This window comes from Bradyrhizobium sp. CCBAU 51753, assembly GCF_015291565.1.
Lineage (GTDB): Bacteria > Pseudomonadota > Alphaproteobacteria > Rhizobiales > Xanthobacteraceae > Bradyrhizobium > Bradyrhizobium ivorense.
Window position 1 is genome coordinate 3,782,417 of sequence record NZ_CP030037.1, and the last position, 20,107, is coordinate 3,802,523.

A 20,107-nucleotide genomic window follows, 5' to 3' on the forward strand; every position below is an offset into this window, starting at 1 on the left:
GCATCCCAGGCCGAGGGGACGATCGCATGGCGGAACGCTTCGACCGCATCTGGCATAACGCCCGGCTCGCCACGATGCGGGCCGACCGCCCCGACCTCGGCGAGATCGAGGATGGCCTGGTCGCGGCGCGCGACGGCCGCATCGTCTATGCAGGCGCGCGGTCGGATTTTTCGGCGAATGCCGACGCCGTCGAGCGGATCGACTGCGCAGGCCGCTGGATCACGCCGGGGCTGATCGACTGTCACACCCATCTGGTCTATGGCGGCAACCGTGCGCACGAGTTCGAGCTGCGGCTGAAGGGCGCAAGCTATGAGGAGATCGCGCGTGCCGGCGGCGGCATCGTCTCGACGGTTGCTGCGACCCGCAAGGCGAGTGAGGCCGAGCTCGTCGCCGGCGCGCTGCCGCGGCTCGATGCGCTGATCGGCGAGGGCGTCACCACGATCGAGATCAAATCCGGCTACGGCCTCGACACTGAGACTGAGATGCGGCAGCTCGCGGCCGCGCGCAGCCTTGGCGTCCAGCGGCCGGTTGCGATCCGCACATCCTTTCTCGGCGCGCACGCGCTGCCGCCTGAAGCCGGCGGCGACAAGGATCGCTATATCGATCTCGTCTGCAAGCAGATGCTGCCCGCGGTGGCCAAGGCCGGGCTTGCCGATGCTGTCGACGCCTTCATGGAAGGCATCGCGTTTTCGGCGGAGCAGACCGCGCGGGTGTTCGAGGCGGCGACCGCGCTCGGGATCCCCGTCAAGCTGCATGCCGATCAGCTGTCAAACCTCGGCGGCGCGGCGCTTGCGGCAAAATTCTCGGCGCTGTCGGCCGATCATCTCGAGCACACCAACGAAGCTGGCGCTGTGGCGATGGCCAAAGCTGGCACAGTGGCCGTGCTGCTGCCCGGTGCGTTCTATTTCATCCGCGAGACTCAGAAGCCGCCGGTCGAGCTGTTCCGCAAGCACGGCGTGCGCATGGCGCTGGCGACCGACTGCAACCCCGGCAGCTCGCCGCTGACCTCGCTGCTGCTCGCCATGAACATGGGCGCGACGCTGTTCCGGATGACGGTCGCCGAATGCCTCACCGGGGTGACGCGCGAAGGGGCGCGTGCGCTCGGCATGCTCGCCGAGACCGGCACCTTAGAAGCCGGCAAATGGAGCGATCTGGCAATCTGGGAGATCGAGCGGCCGGCCGAGCTGGTCTACCGGATCGGCTTCAATCCGCTGCACCGCCGGGTATGGAGGGGGCAATGACCGATCGGGATCAGCCGATTGTCGTGACGCCCGGAGCGGTCGGTCTCGACGACCTCGCGCGCGTGCTGGCGGGTGGCTCGATCGTGCTCGATCCGTCGTTCTGGCCCCGTGTCGAAGCGGCGGCGCAGATCGTCGCCAAGGCAGCGCATGCCGCCACACCCGTTTACGGCATCAACACCGGCTTCGGGAAGCTGGCATCGACGCGGATCGCGCCCGATCAGACCGCGCTGCTTCAGCGCAACCTGATCCTGTCGCATTGCTGCGGGGTCGGGCCGGCGACGCCTGAGCCGATCGTGCGGCTGATGATGGCCTTGAAGATCATCTCGCTCGGGCGCGGGGCCTCCGGCGTGCGCCCCGAGGTCATCGTGCAATTGCAGGGCATGCTGACCCACGGCGTCTATCCGCTGGTGCCGCAGCAGGGCTCGGTCGGCGCCTCCGGCGATCTGGCGCCGCTGGCGCACATGACGGCCGTGATGATCGGCGAGGGCCAGGCGGTGCTTGGCGGGACGATTGTGCCAGGCCGCGATGCGCTCGCCGCCGCCGGGCTCACGCCGCTGACGCTCGGGCCCAAGGAAGGGCTCGCCCTGATCAACGGCACGCAGTTCTCGACGGCGTATGCGATCTCCGGCCTGTTGCGCGCGCAGCGTTTGGCGCGCGCGGCGCTCGTGACCGGCGCGTTGTCGGTCGATGCGGCGATGGCTTCGACCGCGCCGTTTCGCCCCGAGATCCAGTCGCTGCGCGGGCATGGCGGGCAGATCGCGGCTGCGGCGGCGTTGACCGCGCTGCTCGACGGCAGCGACATCAGGCAATCGCATCTCGAAGGCGATGAGCGCGTGCAGGATCCTTACTGCCTGCGCTGCCAGCCCCAAGTTGCAGGCGCTGCGCTCGACCTGCTCGCGCAGGCGGCGCGGACGCTCACCGTTGAGGCCAATGCGGTGACCGACAACCCGCTGGTGCTGGTCGAGACCGGCGAGATCGTCTCAGGCGGCAATTTCCACGCCGAGCCGGTGGCGTTTGCCGCCGACCAGATCGCGCTGGCGCTGTCGGAACTCGGCGCGATCAGCGAGCGGCGGATCGCAACGCTGGTCGACCCCGCCCTGAATTTCGGCTTGCCGCCGTTCCTGACCCCCGATCCCGGCATCAATTCCGGCTTCATGATCGCCGAGGTGACGGCGGCTGCGTTGTTTGCCGAGAACAAGCAGCGCGCGCTGCCGTGCTCGATCGATTCCACGCCGACCAGCGCCAACCAGGAGGATCACGTCTCGATGGCCGCGCATGCTGCGCGCCGGCTGACCGACATGGCAGGCAACCTCGCCGCCATCCTCGGCATCGAGCTTCTGGTTGCCGCGCAGGGCATCTCGCTGCGCGCGCCGCATACGACCAGCGCGCCGCTCGCCGCGGTGATCGCCGCATTGCGCGAGCAGGTGCCACCGCTCGCCGCGGACCGTTACATGGCCGACGATCTCGCTCGGGCGGCCGCGCTCGTGGAAGCCGACGCGCTGCCCGCCGCCGCGCTCGCCACGCTTCCGGCCGATCCATTTCCAAAGCTTGCTTAGCCGACAGAGGCATCGATCATGAACCGCCGATTGGACAACGAACGCATCATCCGCGCCCCGCGCGGCAGCGAGATCAGCGCGAAGAGCTGGCTGACCGAAGCGCCGCTGCGCATGCTGATGAACAATCTGGATCCCGACGTCGCCGAGCGGCCGAGCGAGCTCGTGGTCTATGGCGGCATCGGCCGCGCCGCGCGCGACTGGGATAGTTTTGACCGGATCGCCGCCTCGTTGCGCAAGCTCGAGGGCGACCAGACCCTGCTGGTGCAATCCGGCAAGCCGGTCGGCATCTTCCGCACCCATGCCGATGCACCGCGCGTGCTGATCGCGAACTCCAATCTGGTGCCGTATTGGGCGACGCTCGATCATTTCAACGAGCTCGACCGCCAGGGCCTGATGATGTTCGGCCAGATGACGGCGGGCTCGTGGATCTATATCGGCAGCCAGGGCATCGTGCAGGGCACCTACGAGACCTTTGTCGAGGTCGGGCGCCGTCACTATGGCGGCAGCCTTGCCGGCAAGTGGATACTCACTGCCGGCCTCGGCGGCATGGGCGGCGCCCAGCCGCTCGCCGCGACCATGGCCGGCGCCTCGATGCTCGCGGTCGAATGCCAGCCCAGCCGGATCGAGATGCGGCTGCGCACCGGATACCTCGACCGCCAGGCCGCCACGCTGGACGAAGCGCTCGCGATCATCGCCGACGCGGCCAAGACCAGGAAGCCGGTCTCGATCGGCCTGCTCGGCAATGCCGCCGAGATCTTTCCCGAGCTGGTGCGGCGCGGCGTGCGGCCTGATATCGTCACCGACCAGACCAGCGCGCACGATCCGGTCAACGGCTATCTGCCGAAGGGCTGGACGCTCGGCGAGTGGGAAGCCAAGCGCGCGGCCGATCCGAAGGCGGTCGAGCGCGCGGCCAAGACCTCGATGGTCGATCACGTCCGCGCCATGCTGGACTTTCATGCGCAGGGCATCCCGACGCTCGACTACGGCAACAACATCCGCCAGATGGCGCAGGATATGGGCCTGAAGCAGGCGTTCGATTTTCCGGGCTTCGTCCCGGCCTATATCCGGCCGCTGTTCTGCCGTGGCGTCGGGCCGTTCCGCTGGGCAGCGCTGTCCGGCGATCCCGAGGACATCTTCAAGACCGACGCCAAGGTCAAGGAGCTGATGCCCAATGACAGCCATTTGCATAACTGGCTCGACATGGCCAAGGCGCGGATCAAGTTTCAGGGCCTGCCGGCGCGGATCTGCTGGGTCGGTCTCGGCGACCGCCATCGCCTCGGGCTGGCCTTCAACGAGATGGTGGCACGCGGCGAGCTCAAAGCGCCGATCGTGATCGGCCGCGATCATCTCGACAGCGGCTCGGTGGCAAGCCCGAACCGCGAGACCGAGGCGATGCGCGACGGCTCGGACGCGGTGTCGGACTGGCCGCTGCTCAACGCCCTGCTCAACTGCGCAAGCGGCGCCACATGGGTGTCGCTGCACCATGGCGGCGGCGTCGGCATCGGCTATTCGCAGCACGCCGGCATGGTGATCGTCGCCGACGGCACGCCGGAGGCGGCGAGGCGGCTCGAGCGCGTGCTGTGGAACGACCCGGCCACCGGCGTGATGCGTCACGCCGATGCGGGCTACGAGATCGCGGTCGACTGCGCACGGAGCAACGGCCTCGACCTGCCGAGCCTGAAGTAGTCCGTCTCAAGTAGCCGCCGACGGCGTGAACACCGAGAGCGGCGCGGGATCGCGGCTCGGCGGCGGCGGCACGCGTCCGTCGATATCGGTGAAGCCGTATTCGGTCGCGAGCTCCGAGGCGAGCAGGATCTGCCCGGTCTTGGCCAGCATGTTCGGATCCTGTGCCAGCGCGGCGACCGCGCGGCCGGCGAACACCGGCGTCTCGCCGCGCTCGGCGATCAGTTTTGCGAGTGCGGGCGGCACGCGACCCGGCTGCGCCGCAAGCTTCTCGCTCTTGATATAGCCGGGCCAGATCGAAACCGCGGCGATGCCGAACGGCTTCAATTCGTGCGCCATGTCGCGCGCCATCCGGTCGACGCCCGACTTCTGCACGCCGAACGGAACGTTGAACGTATACCTGACGCCGCCGCCGGACGACGTGTTGACGATCAGGCCGCGCTTTTGCGGCAGCATCAGCGGGACGGCGAACTGGCCGGCGACGAAATGCGAGCGCAGGCCGACGCGATGCATGGTGTCCCACAGCGAGGTTGGGACCTGCCAGAACGGGACGTTGACCGGCATCACGTTGGGCGCCGCAAACACGTTGTTGACGAGAACGTCGAGGCGGCCATGGTCGCGCCGGATGCGGTCGAAGACCTCTTGCACTGAAGCATCGTCGGCGTGATCGCACAGCAGGCCGACGCCCTTGCCGCCGGCCGCGTCGATCGCAGCGATGGTCTCGTCGAGCGAGCCGGGCCATTCCGATCCGCCGCTGCTGCGTGTGCGCGCGGTGACGATCACGGTCGCGCCGGCCTCGGCGAGGCCGATCGCCACGCCCTTGCCGACGCCGCGGCTGCCTCCCGTCACCAGCGCGATGCAGTCCTTCAGGCGTTGCTCGATCATGCGCGATCTCCCATCTGGCTTCCATGGAAGATAACTTGACAACAATCTTCCTCGGAAGATAATAGCTCCAGAACGACAGGAGCGTCAATCAGGGAGGTTTCGCGATGGTCACCAGGGAAGAGAACGAGTTGCTGTGCCGCGTCACGGGCGATGCCCCGATGGGAAAAATGCTGCGGCAGCATTATTGGTTGCCGGCGGTGCTGTCGGTGCGCGTGCGCAGGGGTGAGGCCCCGGTCCGGGTCAAGCTGTTCGGCCGCAATTTCGTGGCTTTCCGGGGCCGGGATGGCACGGTGGGATTCCTCGACGAAGCCTGCCCGCACCGCGGCGCCTCGCTGGCGCTGGCGCGGGTCGACGACTGCTCGCTGACCTGCCTGTTCCACGGCTGGAAGATCCGCGCCGACGGCGCGGTGCTCGATGTTCCCAACGAGCCGAACAACCCGAAGGAATTCGCCAAGACCGTGAAGGCGAAAGCCTATCCGGTGCGGGAAGGCGCCGGCCTGATCTGGGTCTGGCTCGGCGAGGGCGCGGCGCCGCCGGCGCCCGATTTCGAATGGATGGATCTGCCGCCGGATCAGGTTTACGCCGCCGGCATCGAGCTCAACGCGAACTGGCTGCAGGGCGTCGAAGCCACCATCGATTCCTCGCATGTCGCGCTGCTGCACCAGAGCTCGACCGCGACCTCGGCAACCGATTTCGGCGCGACGCGCGTCAACACCGAGGTCGGCTATGAGTTCGAGAAGAAGCCCTATGGCTTCCGCGCAGCGGCGCTGCGCACTGCGCCGGACGGATCGTGCCTCGCGCGGGTGACGGAGTTCGTGATGCCATATTACGGGCTGATCGCGCCGATCTATTCCGGGCCGCAGCAGGACCGCACCGCGATCATCGCGGTGCCGATCGACGACGAGAACCTGATCCAGTGGTACATCTTCTACAATCCCGAGAAGCCGGTGGATTCCTGGCGCAAGGTGCAGCGCGCCAACCAGTGGCCGATGGCCGGCGGCCTGCCGGGTGATGCAGCCAACAATTGGGGACAGAACCGGCAGATCATGGATGCTGGCAACAGCACCGGCTTCCACGAAATCGTCATCGAGGATTTCGTGGTGATGGTCAGCATGGGCCCGATCGTCGACCGCTCGCAGGAATATCTCTGTTCGGCGGACCAGGCGATCGTCCGGGTGCGCCGCCAGCTGCTCGACGAAGTGCGCGGCTTCATGCACGGCAAGGCACCGAAGAGCGGCCAGAGCGAGAGCATGTCCTACAAGGACATCCGCGCGGTCGGCGGCCGGCTCGCCTCCGCGAGCGAGGATTGGCGGCAGATTCCGCGCTGATCGGATCGCAAGCGCCGGGCGCGGACGTTGTGTCCGCGCCTATGCCCTCGGCTCAAGGAGAGTTACCCCATGACCTGGAAACACCTGTGCTCCGCCGCGAAGCTGGAGGAAGGGGAGCCGCTGGGCTTCAAGCTGGGCGAGCAGCGCGTCGCGCTCTACAAGGTCGGCGACGAGGTCTTCGCAACCGACGACGTCTGCTCGCACGCGTTCGCCCTGCTGTCATCAGGCTTTCTCGAAGGCCACGTCATCGAATGCCCGCTGCACGGGGCGATGTTCGATGTTCGCAGCGGCAAGTGCCGGTCAAGTACCTACAAGGATATCACGACGTTCCCGGTCGAGATCCGCGATGGCGAGGTTTATGTGCGGCTCGACGGCGGCGCGGCGCTCGAGCCTGCCGGCGGCAGCGTGGTGGGCGCGAAATCATGAGCGGCCTTGTCGTCATCGGCGCGTCCTACGCCGGCATCCAGGCGGCGCTGACGGCGCGCGATGCCGGTTATGCCGAGCCGGTCATGGTGGTTGCCGATGAGACGTCGCTGCCATATCAACGGCCGCCGCTGTCGAAGGAATTTCTGCTCGATCAGGCCAGCGCGGAGAGCTTGGTGCTGCGCGACGTGGCCTTCTTTGCGAGCAAGCGGATCGAACTGCTGCTGGGGCACCGCGTCGTCGCGATCGATCGCCATGCAGGACGCGTGGCACTGGCCGACGGCGCGGTGCTGGACTTCGACCGACTGGTCATCGCCACCGGCTCGCGGGCGCGGCGAGTGTGTGTCAGCGGCGCCGAACTCGACGGGGTCTGCTATCTCCGATCGGTCACTGACGCCGTCGAGCTCAAGGCGCGGCTCGGCCAGGCGAACGAGATCGTGATCATCGGCGGCGGCTTCATCGGACTCGAAGTGGCTTCGTCGGCGGCCAAGCTCGGCAAGAAGGCGACGGTGATCGAGGCCGCGCCCCGGTTGCTGGAGCGGGCGGTGTCGCCGGAGATCTCGCGCTTCCTATTCGATGTGCACGCCCGCGCGGGCATCGAGGTGAAGCTCGGCAGGGCCGTTTCAGCCATCATCGGAGACCACGGGCGCGTGGTGGCGGTGGAACTGGACAGCGACGCCCGCCTCGGCGCCGACCTCGTCATCGTCGGCATCGGTGGAATTGCGAACGATGAACTCGCGAGCGCGGCCGGGCTCACTTGCACCAATGGAATCGTGGTGGACGAGCACGGTCGAACTGCACGCGCGGACATCTATGCCGCCGGCGACTGCGCTAATCACTACAGCCGATTTGCCGAGGGCTGGATCAGGCTGGAGTCGGTTCAGCATGCCGAGGACCAGGGCAGGGCCGCAGGCCTTGCGATCGCGGATCGTCATGAGCGCTACGACAGCGTGCCGCGGTTCTGGTCGGATCAGCACGACATCAAGCTGCAGATCGTCGGGCACGCCGGGCGCCGCGGCCGAACGGTGATCCGTGGCTCCATCGAAGCGGCCAGATTTTCCGTGTTCAGCTACCGGCAAGAAAGGCTGGTCGCGGTCGACAGCATCAGCAATCCGGGCGATCAGATGGTGGCGCGGCGCCTGATCGCCGCGGGCATTTCGCCGACGCCGGGGCAGGTGGAAGACAGCGCGTTCGATCTCAGGTCGCTGCTGAAATCGGCCGACAAGGCGCTGGCGTAGCGTCGCCGTTAGTCTGCCGCCGCAAGCCGGCGCGACTGCTTTGTCTTCACGGTTCTGACCGCCAGCAGCTTGCGCAGGCAGCGGTCAAGCATCGCGATCTCGGCCTTGGTCAGCCCGCTCGCCTCAGTCACGCCCTCAACGACCCGCGCCACCTCGGTAATGCCGCGATCGGCGGTGGCGAGGCCTTTCGCGGTGAGGCGGACCAACTCGGAACGGCCGTCATCGCTGGCCGAGACGCGAAGCACGAAGCCGCCTTCCTGCAGCCGCGCCACCCGCTTGGTCATGGCGCCGGAGGTGACGAGCAGGGCGCGGAACAGGTCGGTCGGCCGCAGCTCGTATGGCTTTCCCGAGCGGCGCAGCGCCAGCAGCACATAGAGTTCGCCGGTTTGCAGGCCGACTGCTTTCGAGATCTCCTGCAGGCGCATCTCGTGAAGCTGATTGACGCGCTCCAGCCGCAGCAGCGTGCAGGCGGTGGCGAGATCGAGGTCGGGACGCTGCTCCAGCCAGGCGGCCTCGATGTCGTCGTAAAGCGTACTGTCGGGGGTTGCCGGCTGCTTGATCGCGGGGTCCGCGCGGCGTGATGCGCTGCTCTTCTTCATTTCGTCCCGTCCCCTTCGCCCGGTGCCAATGGCGCCGGCATGATGCGTCGCGGCAATCTAACATTGCCGATTTCAGGTGTCGCCCTGCAAGTTTCTGGTATCTCTCCAGTTGCCGCGGCAGGCGCCGACCAAGCGGCCATTTGTCACCTTTCCTCGGGGTTGACAATTATCTTCCTAGGAAGAATATTCCAGGTAAGAAAACACGGGAGAGGGACGCATGCGAGGGTTTGGCGCGGTAGCTTTGTTGGCCGCTTTACTGGCTGTTTCAGGTTCGGCCACAGCGGCCGAGCCGGAACTGATCCTCGGCCAGACCATGCCCTATAGCGGACCGGCGTCGGCGCTCAGCGCCGTCGGCAAGGTGCAGACCCGCTACTTCCAGATGATCAACGATCGCGGCGGCATCAACGGCCGCAAGATCAGGCTGATCTCGCTCGACGATGGCTATAGCCCGCCGAAGGCCGTGGAGCAGACCCGCCGGCTGATCGAGAATGACGAGGCGGTCGCGATCTTCGGCAGCATGGGGACGGCCCAGAACGCGGCGGTGCAGAAATATCTCAATAGCAAGAAGATCCCGCAACTGTTCGTCTTCGCGGCCAGCGATCGTTTTGCCGATCCGAAGACCAGCCCGTACACCATCGCGGGAATGACGCTGTTCAGCACCGAGGCCGAAATCTACGCGCGGCTGGTTGCCGAGCATACGCCCGGATCACGCGTCGCCGTGCTGTACCAGAACGACGATTACGGCCGCGAATATCTCCGCAGCTTCAAGGCCGAACTGGCGCGGCGCGACCCCAAGGCCGAGATCGTCGCCACCGCGCCCTATGAGGTGACGTCGCCCACCGTCGATTCGCAGGTGGTCTCGCTGGCGAGCAGCAACGCCAACGTCTTTCTCAACGCCTCGACCGGCAAGTTCACCTCGCAGGCGATCCGCAAGGTCGGCGAGCTCGGCTGGCGTGCGCAGCAGCTGCTGCCGATCGGCAGCAATTTTGTGCCGACGATCCTCAAGCCGGCCGGGCTCGAGAACGCCAGGGGCGCGATCTCGGCGACGCCGACCAAGACGGTGGGCGATCCCGAATGGGCCAACGATCCCGCCTATCTGGAGTGGCTGGCCTTCATGAAGAAGTACTATCCCGAGGGCGACATCGAGGATCAGCTCAACTTCACCGGATGGAACATCGCCGTGCTCATGACCAAGGTGATCGAGGCCTGCGGCGACGACGTCTCGCGGCAGAACATCATGAAGCACGCCACGGCGCTGAAGAACCTTGCGCTGCCCGGCCTGATTCCTGGCATCATGGTCAACACCAGCCCGGACGACTACCGCCTGATCACCTCGCTGCGGCCGCAGCGCTTCGATGGCGAGCGCTGGGTGCCGATATCAGGCACGATGGCCGCGAGATAAAGGCTTAGCCTCCGCGCCTGAGCTCTTCGGTGGCGCGCCGCAGCACCTCGTGAAGCCACTCATGCGACGGCTCGCCTTCGACCCGTTCATGCCAGAGCAGCCGGACCTCGACAGGTGTCGTGGTGTAGGGCAGCTCGCAGGTCGTGATCGCATGGGTTTGCTCCAGCGCGCGCGCCAGCGGCCGCGGTACGATCGCCGCCAGCTCGGACTCCACCAGCAGCGCGGGCAGGGCAAGGAAATGCGGCAGCGAGACAGCGATCCGCGGTGGCCGGTCGCTCTCGGACAGCGCTCGCTCCAGCGCGGCGCGATCATACATCTCCGAGCGCCGGGCGAGTCCGCGCTCGGAGATGAAGCCGCCGATCGCGCCCTCCTGTTCGCCGCCGAAGGAGACCACGACCAGCGGCAGGGTGGCGAGCTTCGCCTTGTCGAGCCGGCCAAGCTTGCGCTTGCGACCGACGATCAGCACGTCGTCATATTCGAACAGCAGCGCGGTGCGGAAGCGGCTCGGCGGCGTCGAGAACACGCCGATCGCGACGTCGATGCGGCCGAGGTCGATCTGCTCGGCGAGATCGATCCGCGTCACTGGCTTGATCGTCAGGTCGATCGCCGGCGCCTCCCGGCTCAGGATCTTCAGCAGCGGCGGCGCCAGCACCATCGTCGTAAAATCGTTGGCCGCCAGCGTAAACGGCTTGGTGGAGGCCGCCGGAGAGAAGGTCGGCAATTCGACCGCCGCCTCGAGCGCGCGCAGCGCCGCTCGGACCTGCGGGGCCATGGTCAATGCGCGCGCGGTCGGCTGCATGCCGGTGGCGGTGCGCACGAACAAATCGTCGTCGAGCATCTCTCGCAGCCGCGCAAGGCAGTGGCTGACGGCGGATTGGCTCAGCGCAACCTTCTGGCTCGCGCGCAGCACGCTGCGCTCCTCCATCACGGCGTCGAACACTTTCAGGAGGTTGAGGTCCAATGTCTTGAAGGAAACCGACACGATGAGAGCCCCGTCGAAGGCGGATCGGACGCCCCTGCAAATCGCTGCGATCACGAGCAGTTAAGGCCAGACGGACGGTGGATGCAACCAGCCGGCTTGCCGCTGCCGCCGCTCGCGATCTGAAGGCGGTTCAGGATCAGTCTGCAAGACTTTCACTTCCGTTCCGCGGCATTCCGGCGATGATTGCCGCCACCGGGTTGGGAGGAGAGAGACTATGAAAGCCTGGATGAGATCGGCCCGAAAGGGCACCTGCAAGTCGCTTGGACTGGCGCTGACGCTGGTGGCGGCTGCGACATCGGCCGTCGCGCAGAACGGTCCCGTCAAGCTCGGGGTCCTGTCCGACATGTCGTCGCTCTATGCGGACAATGGCGGCCAGGGCTCGGTCGTCGCGGCGCGGATGGCGGTGGATGATTTCAAGGGCAGGGTGCTCGGCCGCACGGTCGAAATCGTCGCGGGAGATCACCAGAACAAGGCGGACATCGGCTCCGTGATCGCGCGGCGCTGGCTGGAGAACGAGAACGTCGAGGCCATTCTCGACGTGCCGAATTCCGCGGTTGCGCTGGCGGTGCAGGGCATCACGCGCGACAAGAAGAAGCTGTTTCTCGCCACCGGGGCGGCCACCTCTCGCCTGACCGGCGACGAGTGCTCGCCGACCGGGATCCACTGGACCTACGACACCTATGCGCTGTCGCAAGGCGCGACCAAGGCGATCTCAAAGCTCGGCGCCAAGACCTGGTTCTTCCTGTCGGCCGACTATTCGCTCGGCGCCCAGCTCGAGGCCGACAGCCGCAAGGTGATCGATGCCACCGGCGGCAAGGTGGTGGGCGCGGTGAAGCATCCGATCAACACGCCGGATTTCTCGTCGTTCCTGCTGCAGGCGCAGGCCTCCAAGGCCGACGTGATCGCCCTCGCCGACGCCGGCGGCGATTTCATCAACGCGGTGAAGCAGGCCGGTGAATTCGGCGTGACGCGCGGCCAGAAGCTCGCCGGCCTGATCGTCTTCATCGCCGACATCCACAGTCTCGGGCTGCCGAGCGCGCAGGGCCTGATGCTGAGCTCGGCCTTCTACTGGGACCTCAACGACGAAACGCGCGCGTGGTCGAAGCGCTTCATCGCGAAGACCGGGAAGGTGCCCACCATGATCCATGCCGGCACCTACGGCGCGGTGATGCATTATCTGAAGGCGGTCGAGGCTGCCGGCACGCTGGACGGGCCGACCGTTGCCGACAAGATGCGCGAGCTGCCCGTCAACGATTTCATGACCCGCAACGGCAAGATCCGTCAGGATGGCCGGCTGGTGCGCGACATGTATCTGTTCCGCGTCAAGTCTCCGGAGCAGTCGAAATACCGGTTCGACTATTACGAGCTGCTGGCGACGATTCCCGGCGAGGAAGCCTTCAAGCCGATGGAGGAGGGCGGATGCCCATTCTTGAAGAAGTCGTGAGCGATCGCAGCGTCGAGCGCGATGTGGTGCGTACTCCGATCGACGAAGTGATCGCAAGCCGCCTCTCGTGCCGCCAGTTCTCCGGCCGTCCGGTCTCGCGGTCGACCATAGAGCAGATCCTGCGCGTCGCGCGGTACGCGCCGAGCGGCGCCAACATCCAGCCCTGGCACGTCTACGTGCTCGCGGGCGCGGCCAAGACCGAAGTGTCCGCCGCCCTTCTGCAAGCGTATGAGCGGGAAGCGAGCGAGCACGTCTCCGAGTATCAATACTACGCCAGCGACTTTCCCGAGCCCTATCTCGGCCGTCGCCAGGAGTTCGGGCGGTTGTTCTATGGCTCGCTCGGGATCGCGCAAAGCGACGCTGCGGCGCGGAGCAGGCAGACCGCGAAGAACTTCGCGTTCTTCGATGCGCCGCTCGGATTGATCGTGACTATCGATCGCCGGCTGGCGATGGGAAGCTGGCTCGATCTCGGCATGTTCATCCAGACCGTGATGCTGGCCGCGGTGGGCCGCGGCTTGCAATCCTGTCCGCAGGAGACGCTCGCCAAGTATCACCGCGTCCTGCGTCCGATGCTGTCGATCCCCGCGGAGCAGATGGTGGCCTGCGGCATCTCGATGGGGCACCCCAAGGAGGCGGGGCGAGAGCGCTTGATGCCGCGCGCAGATGTGGAGGAATTCGCGTCCTTCAAGGGTTTCGAGAACTAGGCACGCCAGGACAAGGAGAAGATCATGGGAAGCCGGGAACAGCTCATCGAGCGCAGCATTCCGTTTCTGCGCGAAGTCAAGGACATGACGCCGGGCGCGGCGATGGAGCGATGGCTCAACCAGACCTACGGTGAGGGCAGTGCGCTCTATCAGGATCTCGCGCGCCTCATCAAGGCCGGGGTCGAGGAAGGCTGGGCCGCGAACCAGGAGGTCGAGGGTCCGAACTATCGGCGCAGCCGTATCCTCGAGCCGACCGCGGAGACGTTCCAGTTCAGCATCACCGCGGTTTACATGAACAGCGCCGATCCGCGCCGCTTCAAGGACGAGGACGATCACGACGTGCTGCGCGGGCAGTATCACGGCCATCCCTATGGCGAGCTCAATCTCGTCGTTCCCCTCGACGAGGGCGCCGAGTTGAAGGGACTGCAGGGATGGCAGGGCCCGGGCTGGACCGCGCCCGATCCCGGCAGCCGGCACTATCCCGAGGTCAGGGGCGGCGCGGTGATTGCCCTGTTCTATCTGCCGGCCGGACGCATCTCGTACGACTTCAAGGCGCCGAACTGACGCGCAAGCACAGCCCGGTGATGCGGCCGGCGTCACCGGACCGGCGGGAGAAGGCACATGACATTGATCTATCCGCTCGCTTCGACCGGCGTGCACCCCGCGCGTCTGTCTCCCGCGTACCGGAGCGCGCTCAAGCGCGCGCCGCAAAAGCCGTTGATTCCGATCCGCCACACGCTCTCCGAGCTCACGGGCCCCGTCTATGGACATGAGACCGTGCGCGAGCACGACAACGACCTCACCATTCAGGCCAAGGGCGAGCCGCTCGGCGAGCGCATCATCGTGCACGGCCATGTGCGCGACGAGGACGGCCGTGGCGTGCCGAACACGCTGGTCGAGCTGTGGCAGGCCAATGCCTGCGGCCGCTACGTCCATGTCGTCGACCAGCATCCGGCGCCGCTCGATCCCAACTTTACCGGCGCCGGCCGCACCCAGAGCGACGCGCAGGGCTACTACAAGTTCATCACCATCAAGCCCGGCGCGTATCCCTGGGGCAACCATCACAACGCCTGGCGGCCCGCGCACATCCACTTCTCGGTGTTCGGCCATTCCTTCGTGTCGCGCCTGGTGACGCAGATGTATTTCCCCGGCGACCCGCTGTTTCCGTTCGACCCGATCTTCAACTCGGTGACCGACGAGAAGGCGCGGATGCGGATGGTGTCGTCGTTCGATCTCGAAAACACCAAGCCGGAATGGGCGCTGTGCTACCGCTTCGATATCGTGCTGCGCGGGCGTAACGCCACGCCGATGGAGACCAAGTAACGTGTCGAACCAGCGTCCTGATGGAGTGACCCCATCGCAAACCGTCGGCCCCTATTTCAAATACGGCCTGACCCCGAACGGCGAGTATGAGTGGAACGACGCCTTCACCAACAATTTGCTGACGCCTGACGTCTCCGGCGAGCGCATCCGCGTCGAGGGCAAGGTTTTTGATGGCGACGGCGCCGTGATCGTGGACTGCATGCTGGAGATCTGGCAGGCCGATAGCCAGGGCCGCTTCTCCGATCCGCAGGACAAGCGCGCACTGCCGAACTCATCGTTCAAGGGCTTTGGCCGCTGCGGCACCGACAAGAGCGGCTTCTACGCGTTCGACACTATCAAGCCGGGCTCGGTGCCGGATCCCGACGGCAAGTCGCAGGCGCCGCACATCCTGCTCGCGGTATTCGCGCGCGGCGTGCTGCTGCATCTCTACACCCGGATCTATTTCGACGACGAGCCCGGCAATGCCGGCGATCCGGTGCTGGCGCAGGTGCCGGCCGATCGCCGCGCCACGCTGATCGCCCGGCGCCAGACGGGCAACGTCTACACGTTCGACATCCATCTGCAGGGCGACCGCGAGACGGTGTTCTTCGACGTCTAGTCGAGCGCTCCGTCAGGGCAGCGAGATGACGCGGAGGTTGTTCGTCGTTCCTGCCTGCGCAAAGGGAATGCCGGCGACGACGACCAAGAGATCGCGGCTCGATGCGAATTCTTCCTCCAGCGCGAACGCAGTCGCGCGCTCGACCATCTCCTCATAGCTGCGAACGTCGTCGGACAGCACGCTGTGGGCGCCCCACAGCAGGCACAGGCGGCGGGAGACCTCCCGGCTCGGCGTGATGGCAAGGATCGGCAGGCTCGGCCGCTTGCGCGCGACGCGCGCAGCGGTCGTTCCACTCGACGTGTAGGCCACGATGGCCGCCGCGTGGATGACGGAGGCGAGATCGGCTGCGGCCGTCGCAACGGCATGCGGCGCGGTCTGCTCCTCGTTGGGCTGGGTCGCGGCAATGATCGAGCGATACATCTTGTGGTGCTCGATGCTCCGGATGATGCGATCCATCATCTCGACCGCCTCGCGCGGGTAGCGGCCCGCCGCCGATTCCGCCGACAGCATCACCGCGTCGGCGCCGTCATAGATCGCGGTCGCGACGTCGGAAGTTTCCGCGCGCGTCGGCGTCGGGGCGCTGATCATGGAATCGAGCATTTGCGTCGCGACGATCACCGGCTTCACGGCGAGCCGGCAGGCCCGCACCAGTTCCTTCTGGCGGCCGGGCACGTCCTCATGCGGAATTTCGACGCCAAGATCGCCGCGCGCCACCATGATCGCGTCGGACAGCTGGATGATATCGTCGATCCGCTCCAGCGCCGCGGGTTTCTCGATCTTGGTCATCAGGCCGGCGCGATCGCCGATCAGGCCGCGCGCCTCGATGACGTCGGACGGCTTCTGCACAAAGGATAGCGCGACCCAGTCGACGCCGAGCCTCAACCCGAACTCCAGATCGGAGCGGTCCTTGGCGGTGAGCGGCGAAACATTGAGGACCGTCCCCGGCAGGTTGACGCCTTTGTGGTTGGAGATCACGCCGCCGACGATCACCTTGGCCTCGATGAAATCGCTGCCGAGACTACTGACCCGAACGCGGATCCTGCCGTCATCGATCAGAAGATCATGGCCGGGCGCCACCGCGGCAAAGATCTCCGGGTGCGGGAGCGGGATCGCCGAGCGATCGCCATCCGATCCGGACAGCACGAACCGGATCGTCTCGCCGGCTTCGACGGTCAGTTTGCCATCGCGCACCGTGCCGACGCGGATCTTCGGACCCTGCAGATCCATCAGGATGCCGATCGGACGGCCGACCTCCTGTTCGAGCGCGCGGATCGCGGCATGGACCTCGGCGTGATGGCTCTGGGTTCCGTGACTGAAGTTGAGACGGAAGGTATCGACGCCGGCCAGCAGCAGCGCCTTCAGCATCTCGGGGGAATCGCTGGCGGGGCCAACGGTTGCAACGATCTTGGCTCGTCGATGACGACGCATGGATCACCTCGTTCTTGGCTTGCCGTCTGCGATCAGCACGGCACGAATATCGTTGACATTCGTGAGCGTCGGCCCGGTGCGCACGAGGTCTCCAAGGCGATCGAAGAACGTGTAGCTGTCATGGGCCGCCAGAAATGCGCGCGCGTCGAGGCCTTCTGCGGCGGCGCGCTGCAGCGTATCCGGACCAATCAATGCGCCAGCCGCATCTTCTGTTCCGTCGATGCCGTCGCTGTCGCCCGCAATGGCCCAGATATCAGGTGTGCGTGACAGGGCGACGGCGAGGGCGAGCAGGAACTCGGTGTTGCGGCCGCCGCGGCCGGCCGGTCCGCGGCCGATCGTCACCGTCGTCTCGCCGCCGGAGAGCAGCACCGCAGGGGCAGGGCCCGGCTGTGCCTGCGTCGCGACCGAGCGGGCGATGCCGGCCATCACAGTTCCGAGCTCGCGGGCTTCGCCTTCGAGCGCGTCCCCGAGGATGATCGGTGTGAGACCGGCGTCCCGGGCCGCACGGGCTGCGGCGTCAAGCGCAAGCGACGGGGCGGCGAGTAGGCGGACATCGGCATCGATCTCGCCGGGTTTTGGCGTCTCATCGGCCTCGGTGAGGACCCGCCGCGCCGCCTCCGGCAGCTCGATCGCAAACCGCCGGACGATCTCTTGCGCATCGGCCTTTGTGCTCGGGTCCGGCAGCGTCGGACCGGAGGCAATGGCCGCGGGATCATCGCCGGGAACGTCTGAGATCACGAGCGTGGTGAGCCGCGCGGGACGGGCGGCAAGCGCCAGCCGTCCGCCCTTGATCGCCGACAGATGCTTGCGGACGACGTTCATCTCGGCGATCGTCGCGCCGCTCGCGAGCAGGGCCCGGTTCACCGCCTGCTTGTCGGCAAGCGTCATCGGCGGCGCGGGAAGGGTCATCAGCGCGGAGCCGCCGCCGGAGATCAGCGCGATGACGAGATCGTCGGCCGCAAGTCCGTCAACGGCGCGCAGCATGCGAACCGCAGCGGCTTCGCTGGTCTCGTCCGGGACGGGATGCGAGGCCTCCAGCACCTCGATCCGGCCCGCCGGAACCGAATGGCCATGGCGCGTCACGATGACGCCCGAGAGGTCAACGTCGGGCCAGGCCGCGTCGAGGCCCGCGGCCATCGCCGCCGATGCCTTGCCGGCGCCGACGACGATGCATCGGCCCTTGGGCTTCGCCGGCAGCGCGCCGGCGATCGTGAGTTTTGGATCGGCGCTGGCAATTGCGGCATCGAAGATTTGCCGCAGGGCAGTGCGCGCGCGCAGGTCAGTCCATTTTGCGTTCAATCGCCGCACTCCGGCCAGATGTCGACTATGTATGGCGTCGAAAGCGGCGGCAGTCCAGATGGTGAGGTCAAAATTCAATTTGCTGTTGGCGACCCCTATTGGCGAAACTCGTTGGTTAGCTCACCGATGCCGTCGATCGCGATGGTGACCGTGTTGACGGGCTCCTTCATCACGCCGACGCCGATCGACGTGCCGCAACAAATCAGGTCGCCGGGCAGCAGCGTCATGTCGTGCGAGATCTTGCTGACCAGCCCCTGCGCGCTGACGATCATGTCCGCGATCGGGTAATTCTGGCGCTCCACGCCGTTGAGGATGGTGCGCACCACGAGGCTTGCGGGATCGAGGCCGGAGGCCACGACCGGTCCAAACGGACCGTAACCATCAAAACCCTTGGCCCGTGCCCATTGGGCGAAGGTCGGGTCGCGATTGAGGATATCGGCGGCCGTGATGTCGTTGGTGCAGGTATAGCCGAAGATGTAATCATCGGCGTCTTCAGGCGCGATCGCGGTGCAGGTCTTGCCGATGACGATGCCAAGCTCGCCTTCATAGGTCGTCTTGCCCTCGTAACTCGAGGGACGGGTGACGACGGCGCCGGGCGCGGTGACGCTGGTCGGCGCTTTCAAAAGGTACAACGGCTCGGGCGGCTCCGGCGATTTCAGCTTGGCCGCCAGCGCGTGAAAATTATTCCACAGCGCGATGATCTTGGACGGCTCGGTCGGCGCGAGCAGCTCGACGTCGTCGAGCGCCAGCGTCGCGCCCGTCGGCCGCGTTTCGCCGAACATATCGCCAGTGTGCACGACGATGCTTGATGAGGTGAGTTGTCCGAAGCCGACCTTTTCGTCGTGGCGGAAGCGGACCCAGCGTGTGATCTCGGTCATTCTGGTCACGCCACCGCCAGCGATTTTGCATCGGCGACCGCGGCCCCGTCGTAAAGGCCCGCGATCCTGCTGCGTTGCGCGACCAGCGCCAGCACCGCATCGAGCGCCGGTGTTGCGATCCCGGTCATCCGGCCCATCTCCTGGACCACGGTGATCAAAGGATCGATCTCAACCGGACGTCCGCGCTCGAGATCCTGCAACATGGAGGTCTTGTGTGCGCCGACCTTGCGGGCGCCTTCGATGCGGCGTTCGACATCGACGCGGAATTTGACGCCGAGACTTTCCGCGATCGCCTGCGACTCCAGCATGATCGCCTTGGAGAGCGCGCGCGTGGCGGGATCGGTGCAGATCACGTCGAGGGTCGCATGGGTGAGGGCGCTGATCGGGTTGAAGCAGACATTGCCCCAAAGCTTGAGCCAGATCTCGTCGCGGATGCGCTCGAGAACCGGCGCCTTCATGCCCGCCGCCGTGAACAGCTCGGAGAGGCTGGTGATGTCGGACGTGATCTCGCCCGAGGGCTCGCCGAGCGGGAAATTGTTGCCGTAGACGTGGCGGATCACGCCGGGCGCCTCGATCTCGGTCGCCGGATAGACCACGCAGCCGATGGCGCGCTCCGGGCCAAGCTCGCGCCACTGCCGGCCGCCGCGATCGATGCTCTCGAGCGTCGAGCCTTCGAGCCGGCCGCCGTGCTTGTAGAAATACCAGTAGGGAATTCCGTTGACCGCGGTGACGATGCGGGTCCGCGGTCCCAGCAGGGGCTGCATCTGCTCGATCACGCCGGTGATCGAATGCGCCTTGAGCGAGATGATGATGAAATCCTGCTCGCCCAGCTCGCGCGGATCGTCGGTGCAGCGCGGATGCACCACGCGTTCCTCGTCGCCGATCAGGAGCTTCAGCCCGTTCTGCCGCATCGCGGCGAGATGCGCGCCGCGCGCGATCAGGCTGACGTCGGCGCCAGCGCGCATGAACTCGACACCGAGATAACCGCCGATCGCGCCGGCGCCGTAGATGCAGATCCTCATGAAACCCCCACGAGCAGAGTGAAGACAGACGAGCCGCGCCGGCTCGAACGATTGTGGTCGTGATCGAGACGAAA

The 20,107-nt window shown here is 66.4% G+C and carries 19 protein-coding genes; 12 read left to right on the top strand and 7 right to left on the bottom strand.

What is annotated here, in order from left to right; all coding sequences use genetic code 11:
• The first annotated feature begins 26 nt into the window (after window positions 1-26).
• From hutI to hutU, 3 genes are read left to right on the top strand one after another with little or no spacing between them, the layout of a single operon-like run.
• Complete coding sequence (hutI, locus tag XH93_RS16695; protein WP_194474368.1) at window positions 27-1,241, top strand: imidazolonepropionase; 1,215 nt, start codon at window positions 27-29, stop codon at window positions 1,239-1,241.
• Window positions 1,238-2,797 (top strand): histidine ammonia-lyase, encoded by a 1,560-nt coding sequence (hutH, locus tag XH93_RS16700; protein ID WP_194474369.1) that lies wholly within the window; start codon window positions 1,238-1,240, stop codon window positions 2,795-2,797. Before hutI ends, hutH begins: the two co-directional genes overlap by 4 nt.
• 18 nt (window positions 2,798-2,815) lie before the next feature.
• Window positions 2,816-4,483: a urocanate hydratase gene (gene hutU / locus XH93_RS16705; RefSeq protein WP_194474370.1), complete on the top strand. Its 1,668-nt coding sequence runs from the start codon at window positions 2,816-2,818 to the stop codon at window positions 4,481-4,483.
• A 6-nt stretch (window positions 4,484-4,489) separates the two neighbouring features.
• Here hutU and XH93_RS16710 read toward each other — a convergent pair whose 3' ends face one another.
• Window positions 4,490-5,365 carry an SDR family NAD(P)-dependent oxidoreductase gene (locus XH93_RS16710; protein WP_194474371.1) on the bottom strand — a complete coding sequence of 292 codons (876 nt, stop codon included), beginning with the start codon at window positions 5,363-5,365 and terminating at the stop codon, window positions 4,490-4,492.
• A 104-nt stretch (window positions 5,366-5,469) separates the two neighbouring features.
• On the opposite strand from XH93_RS16710, the gene XH93_RS16715 reads away from it, so the two are divergent.
• The 3 genes from XH93_RS16715 to XH93_RS16725 all read left to right on the top strand — a co-directional run bounded on the left by XH93_RS16715 (window position 5,470) and on the right by XH93_RS16725 (window position 8,354).
• Window positions 5,470-6,693, top strand: coding sequence for a Rieske 2Fe-2S domain-containing protein (locus XH93_RS16715; protein ID WP_194474372.1), 1,224 nt, complete (start codon window positions 5,470-5,472; stop codon window positions 6,691-6,693).
• A gap of 69 nt (window positions 6,694-6,762) precedes the next feature.
• Window positions 6,763-7,119, top strand: coding sequence for a non-heme iron oxygenase ferredoxin subunit (locus XH93_RS16720; protein WP_139482571.1), 357 nt, complete (start codon window positions 6,763-6,765; stop codon window positions 7,117-7,119).
• A complete protein-coding gene (locus tag XH93_RS16725) occupies window positions 7,116-8,354 on the top strand; it encodes an NAD(P)/FAD-dependent oxidoreductase (protein ID WP_194475186.1) in 1,239 nt (412 codons plus the stop codon). Before XH93_RS16720 ends, XH93_RS16725 begins: the two co-directional genes overlap by 4 nt.
• 8 nt (window positions 8,355-8,362) lie before the next feature.
• Here XH93_RS16725 and XH93_RS16730 read toward each other — a convergent pair whose 3' ends face one another.
• On the bottom strand, window positions 8,363-8,953 hold the full coding sequence (locus XH93_RS16730; protein ID WP_194474373.1) for a MarR family winged helix-turn-helix transcriptional regulator: 591 nt from the start codon (window positions 8,951-8,953) through the stop codon (window positions 8,363-8,365).
• A gap of 217 nt (window positions 8,954-9,170) precedes the next feature.
• Here XH93_RS16730 and XH93_RS16735 point away from each other — a divergent pair, with 217 nt between their 5' ends.
• The gene (locus tag XH93_RS16735) at window positions 9,171-10,355 is read left to right on the top strand and encodes an ABC transporter substrate-binding protein (protein WP_194474374.1); all 1,185 of its coding nucleotides are present in this window, start codon (window positions 9,171-9,173) and stop codon (window positions 10,353-10,355) included.
• Between the two features lie 4 nt (window positions 10,356-10,359).
• On the opposite strand, the gene XH93_RS16740 is transcribed toward XH93_RS16735, so the two are convergent.
• Entirely contained in the window at window positions 10,360-11,337 is a 978-nt protein-coding gene (locus tag XH93_RS16740) for a LysR family transcriptional regulator (protein ID WP_194474375.1), read from the bottom strand.
• Between the two features lie 226 nt (window positions 11,338-11,563).
• Here XH93_RS16740 and XH93_RS16745 point away from each other — a divergent pair, with 226 nt between their 5' ends.
• Genes XH93_RS16745 through pcaG form a run of 5 tightly spaced genes read left to right on the top strand, consistent with a single transcriptional unit; the run spans window position 11,564 to window position 15,406 of the window.
• Window positions 11,564-12,781, top strand: coding sequence for an ABC transporter substrate-binding protein (locus tag XH93_RS16745; RefSeq protein ID WP_194474376.1), 1,218 nt, complete (start codon window positions 11,564-11,566; stop codon window positions 12,779-12,781).
• A complete protein-coding gene (locus XH93_RS16750; RefSeq protein ID WP_194474377.1) occupies window positions 12,757-13,485 on the top strand; it encodes a nitroreductase in 729 nt (242 codons plus the stop codon). The genes XH93_RS16745 and XH93_RS16750 overlap by 25 nt, the downstream gene beginning before the upstream one ends.
• A 24-nt stretch (window positions 13,486-13,509) precedes the next feature.
• Window positions 13,510-14,049: a DUF4863 family protein gene (locus tag XH93_RS16755; RefSeq protein WP_194474378.1), complete on the top strand. Its 540-nt coding sequence runs from the start codon at window positions 13,510-13,512 to the stop codon at window positions 14,047-14,049.
• Window positions 14,050-14,106: 57 nt separating this feature from the next.
• Window positions 14,107-14,808, top strand: coding sequence for a protocatechuate 3,4-dioxygenase subunit beta (gene pcaH / locus XH93_RS16760; RefSeq protein ID WP_194474379.1), 702 nt, complete (start codon window positions 14,107-14,109; stop codon window positions 14,806-14,808).
• A 1-nt stretch (window position 14,809) separates the two neighbouring features.
• The gene (pcaG, locus tag XH93_RS16765; RefSeq protein WP_194474380.1) at window positions 14,810-15,406 is read left to right on the top strand and encodes a protocatechuate 3,4-dioxygenase subunit alpha; all 597 of its coding nucleotides are present in this window, start codon (window positions 14,810-14,812) and stop codon (window positions 15,404-15,406) included.
• A 12-nt stretch (window positions 15,407-15,418) separates the two neighbouring features.
• Here the strand turns inward: pcaG and pyk are convergent, their stop codons facing one another.
• The 4 genes from pyk to XH93_RS16785 form a co-directional block, all read right to left on the bottom strand.
• Window positions 15,419-16,834 (bottom strand): pyruvate kinase, encoded by a 1,416-nt coding sequence (gene pyk / locus XH93_RS16770; protein WP_194474381.1) that lies wholly within the window; start codon window positions 16,832-16,834, stop codon window positions 15,419-15,421.
• A gap of 3 nt (window positions 16,835-16,837) precedes the next feature.
• On the bottom strand, window positions 16,838-18,133 hold the full coding sequence (locus XH93_RS16775) for a glycerate kinase (RefSeq protein ID WP_194474382.1): 1,296 nt from the start codon (window positions 18,131-18,133) through the stop codon (window positions 16,838-16,840).
• A 95-nt stretch (window positions 18,134-18,228) separates the two neighbouring features.
• The gene (locus XH93_RS16780; protein ID WP_194474383.1) at window positions 18,229-19,011 is read right to left on the bottom strand and encodes a fumarylacetoacetate hydrolase family protein; all 783 of its coding nucleotides are present in this window, start codon (window positions 19,009-19,011) and stop codon (window positions 18,229-18,231) included.
• 5 nt (window positions 19,012-19,016) lie between these two features.
• The gene (locus XH93_RS16785) at window positions 19,017-20,033 is read right to left on the bottom strand and encodes a 2-dehydropantoate 2-reductase (protein ID WP_194474384.1); all 1,017 of its coding nucleotides are present in this window, start codon (window positions 20,031-20,033) and stop codon (window positions 19,017-19,019) included.
• Window positions 20,034-20,107 lie beyond the last annotated feature (74 nt).

Bases quoted from the DNA above. Each gene is read 5' to 3' on its own strand.
- hutI (WP_194474368.1), top strand. From the start codon at position 27: ATGGCGGAACGCTTCGACCGCATCTGGCATAACGCCCGGCTCGCCACG.
- hutH (WP_194474369.1), top strand. From the start codon at position 1,238: ATGACCGATCGGGATCAGCCGATTGTCGTGACGCCCGGAGCGGTCGGT.
- hutU (WP_194474370.1), top strand. From the start codon at position 2,816: ATGAACCGCCGATTGGACAACGAACGCATCATCCGCGCCCCGCGCGGC.
- XH93_RS16710 (WP_194474371.1), bottom strand. From the start codon at position 5,365: ATGATCGAGCAACGCCTGAAGGACTGCATCGCGCTGGTGACGGGAGGC.
- XH93_RS16715 (WP_194474372.1), top strand. From the start codon at position 5,470: ATGGTCACCAGGGAAGAGAACGAGTTGCTGTGCCGCGTCACGGGCGAT.
- XH93_RS16720 (WP_139482571.1), top strand. From the start codon at position 6,763: ATGACCTGGAAACACCTGTGCTCCGCCGCGAAGCTGGAGGAAGGGGAG.
- XH93_RS16725 (WP_194475186.1), top strand. From the start codon at position 7,116: ATGAGCGGCCTTGTCGTCATCGGCGCGTCCTACGCCGGCATCCAGGCG.
- XH93_RS16730 (WP_194474373.1), bottom strand. From the start codon at position 8,953: ATGAAGAAGAGCAGCGCATCACGCCGCGCGGACCCCGCGATCAAGCAG.
- XH93_RS16735 (WP_194474374.1), top strand. From the start codon at position 9,171: ATGCGAGGGTTTGGCGCGGTAGCTTTGTTGGCCGCTTTACTGGCTGTT.
- XH93_RS16745 (WP_194474376.1), top strand. From the start codon at position 11,564: ATGAGATCGGCCCGAAAGGGCACCTGCAAGTCGCTTGGACTGGCGCTG.
- XH93_RS16750 (WP_194474377.1), top strand. From the start codon at position 12,757: ATGCCCATTCTTGAAGAAGTCGTGAGCGATCGCAGCGTCGAGCGCGAT.
- XH93_RS16755 (WP_194474378.1), top strand. From the start codon at position 13,510: ATGGGAAGCCGGGAACAGCTCATCGAGCGCAGCATTCCGTTTCTGCGC.
- pcaH (WP_194474379.1), top strand. From the start codon at position 14,107: ATGACATTGATCTATCCGCTCGCTTCGACCGGCGTGCACCCCGCGCGT.
- pyk (WP_194474381.1), bottom strand. From the start codon at position 16,834: ATGCGTCGTCATCGACGAGCCAAGATCGTTGCAACCGTTGGCCCCGCC.
- XH93_RS16780 (WP_194474383.1), bottom strand. From the start codon at position 19,011: ATGACCGAGATCACACGCTGGGTCCGCTTCCGCCACGACGAAAAGGTC.
- XH93_RS16785 (WP_194474384.1), bottom strand. From the start codon at position 20,033: ATGAGGATCTGCATCTACGGCGCCGGCGCGATCGGCGGTTATCTCGGT.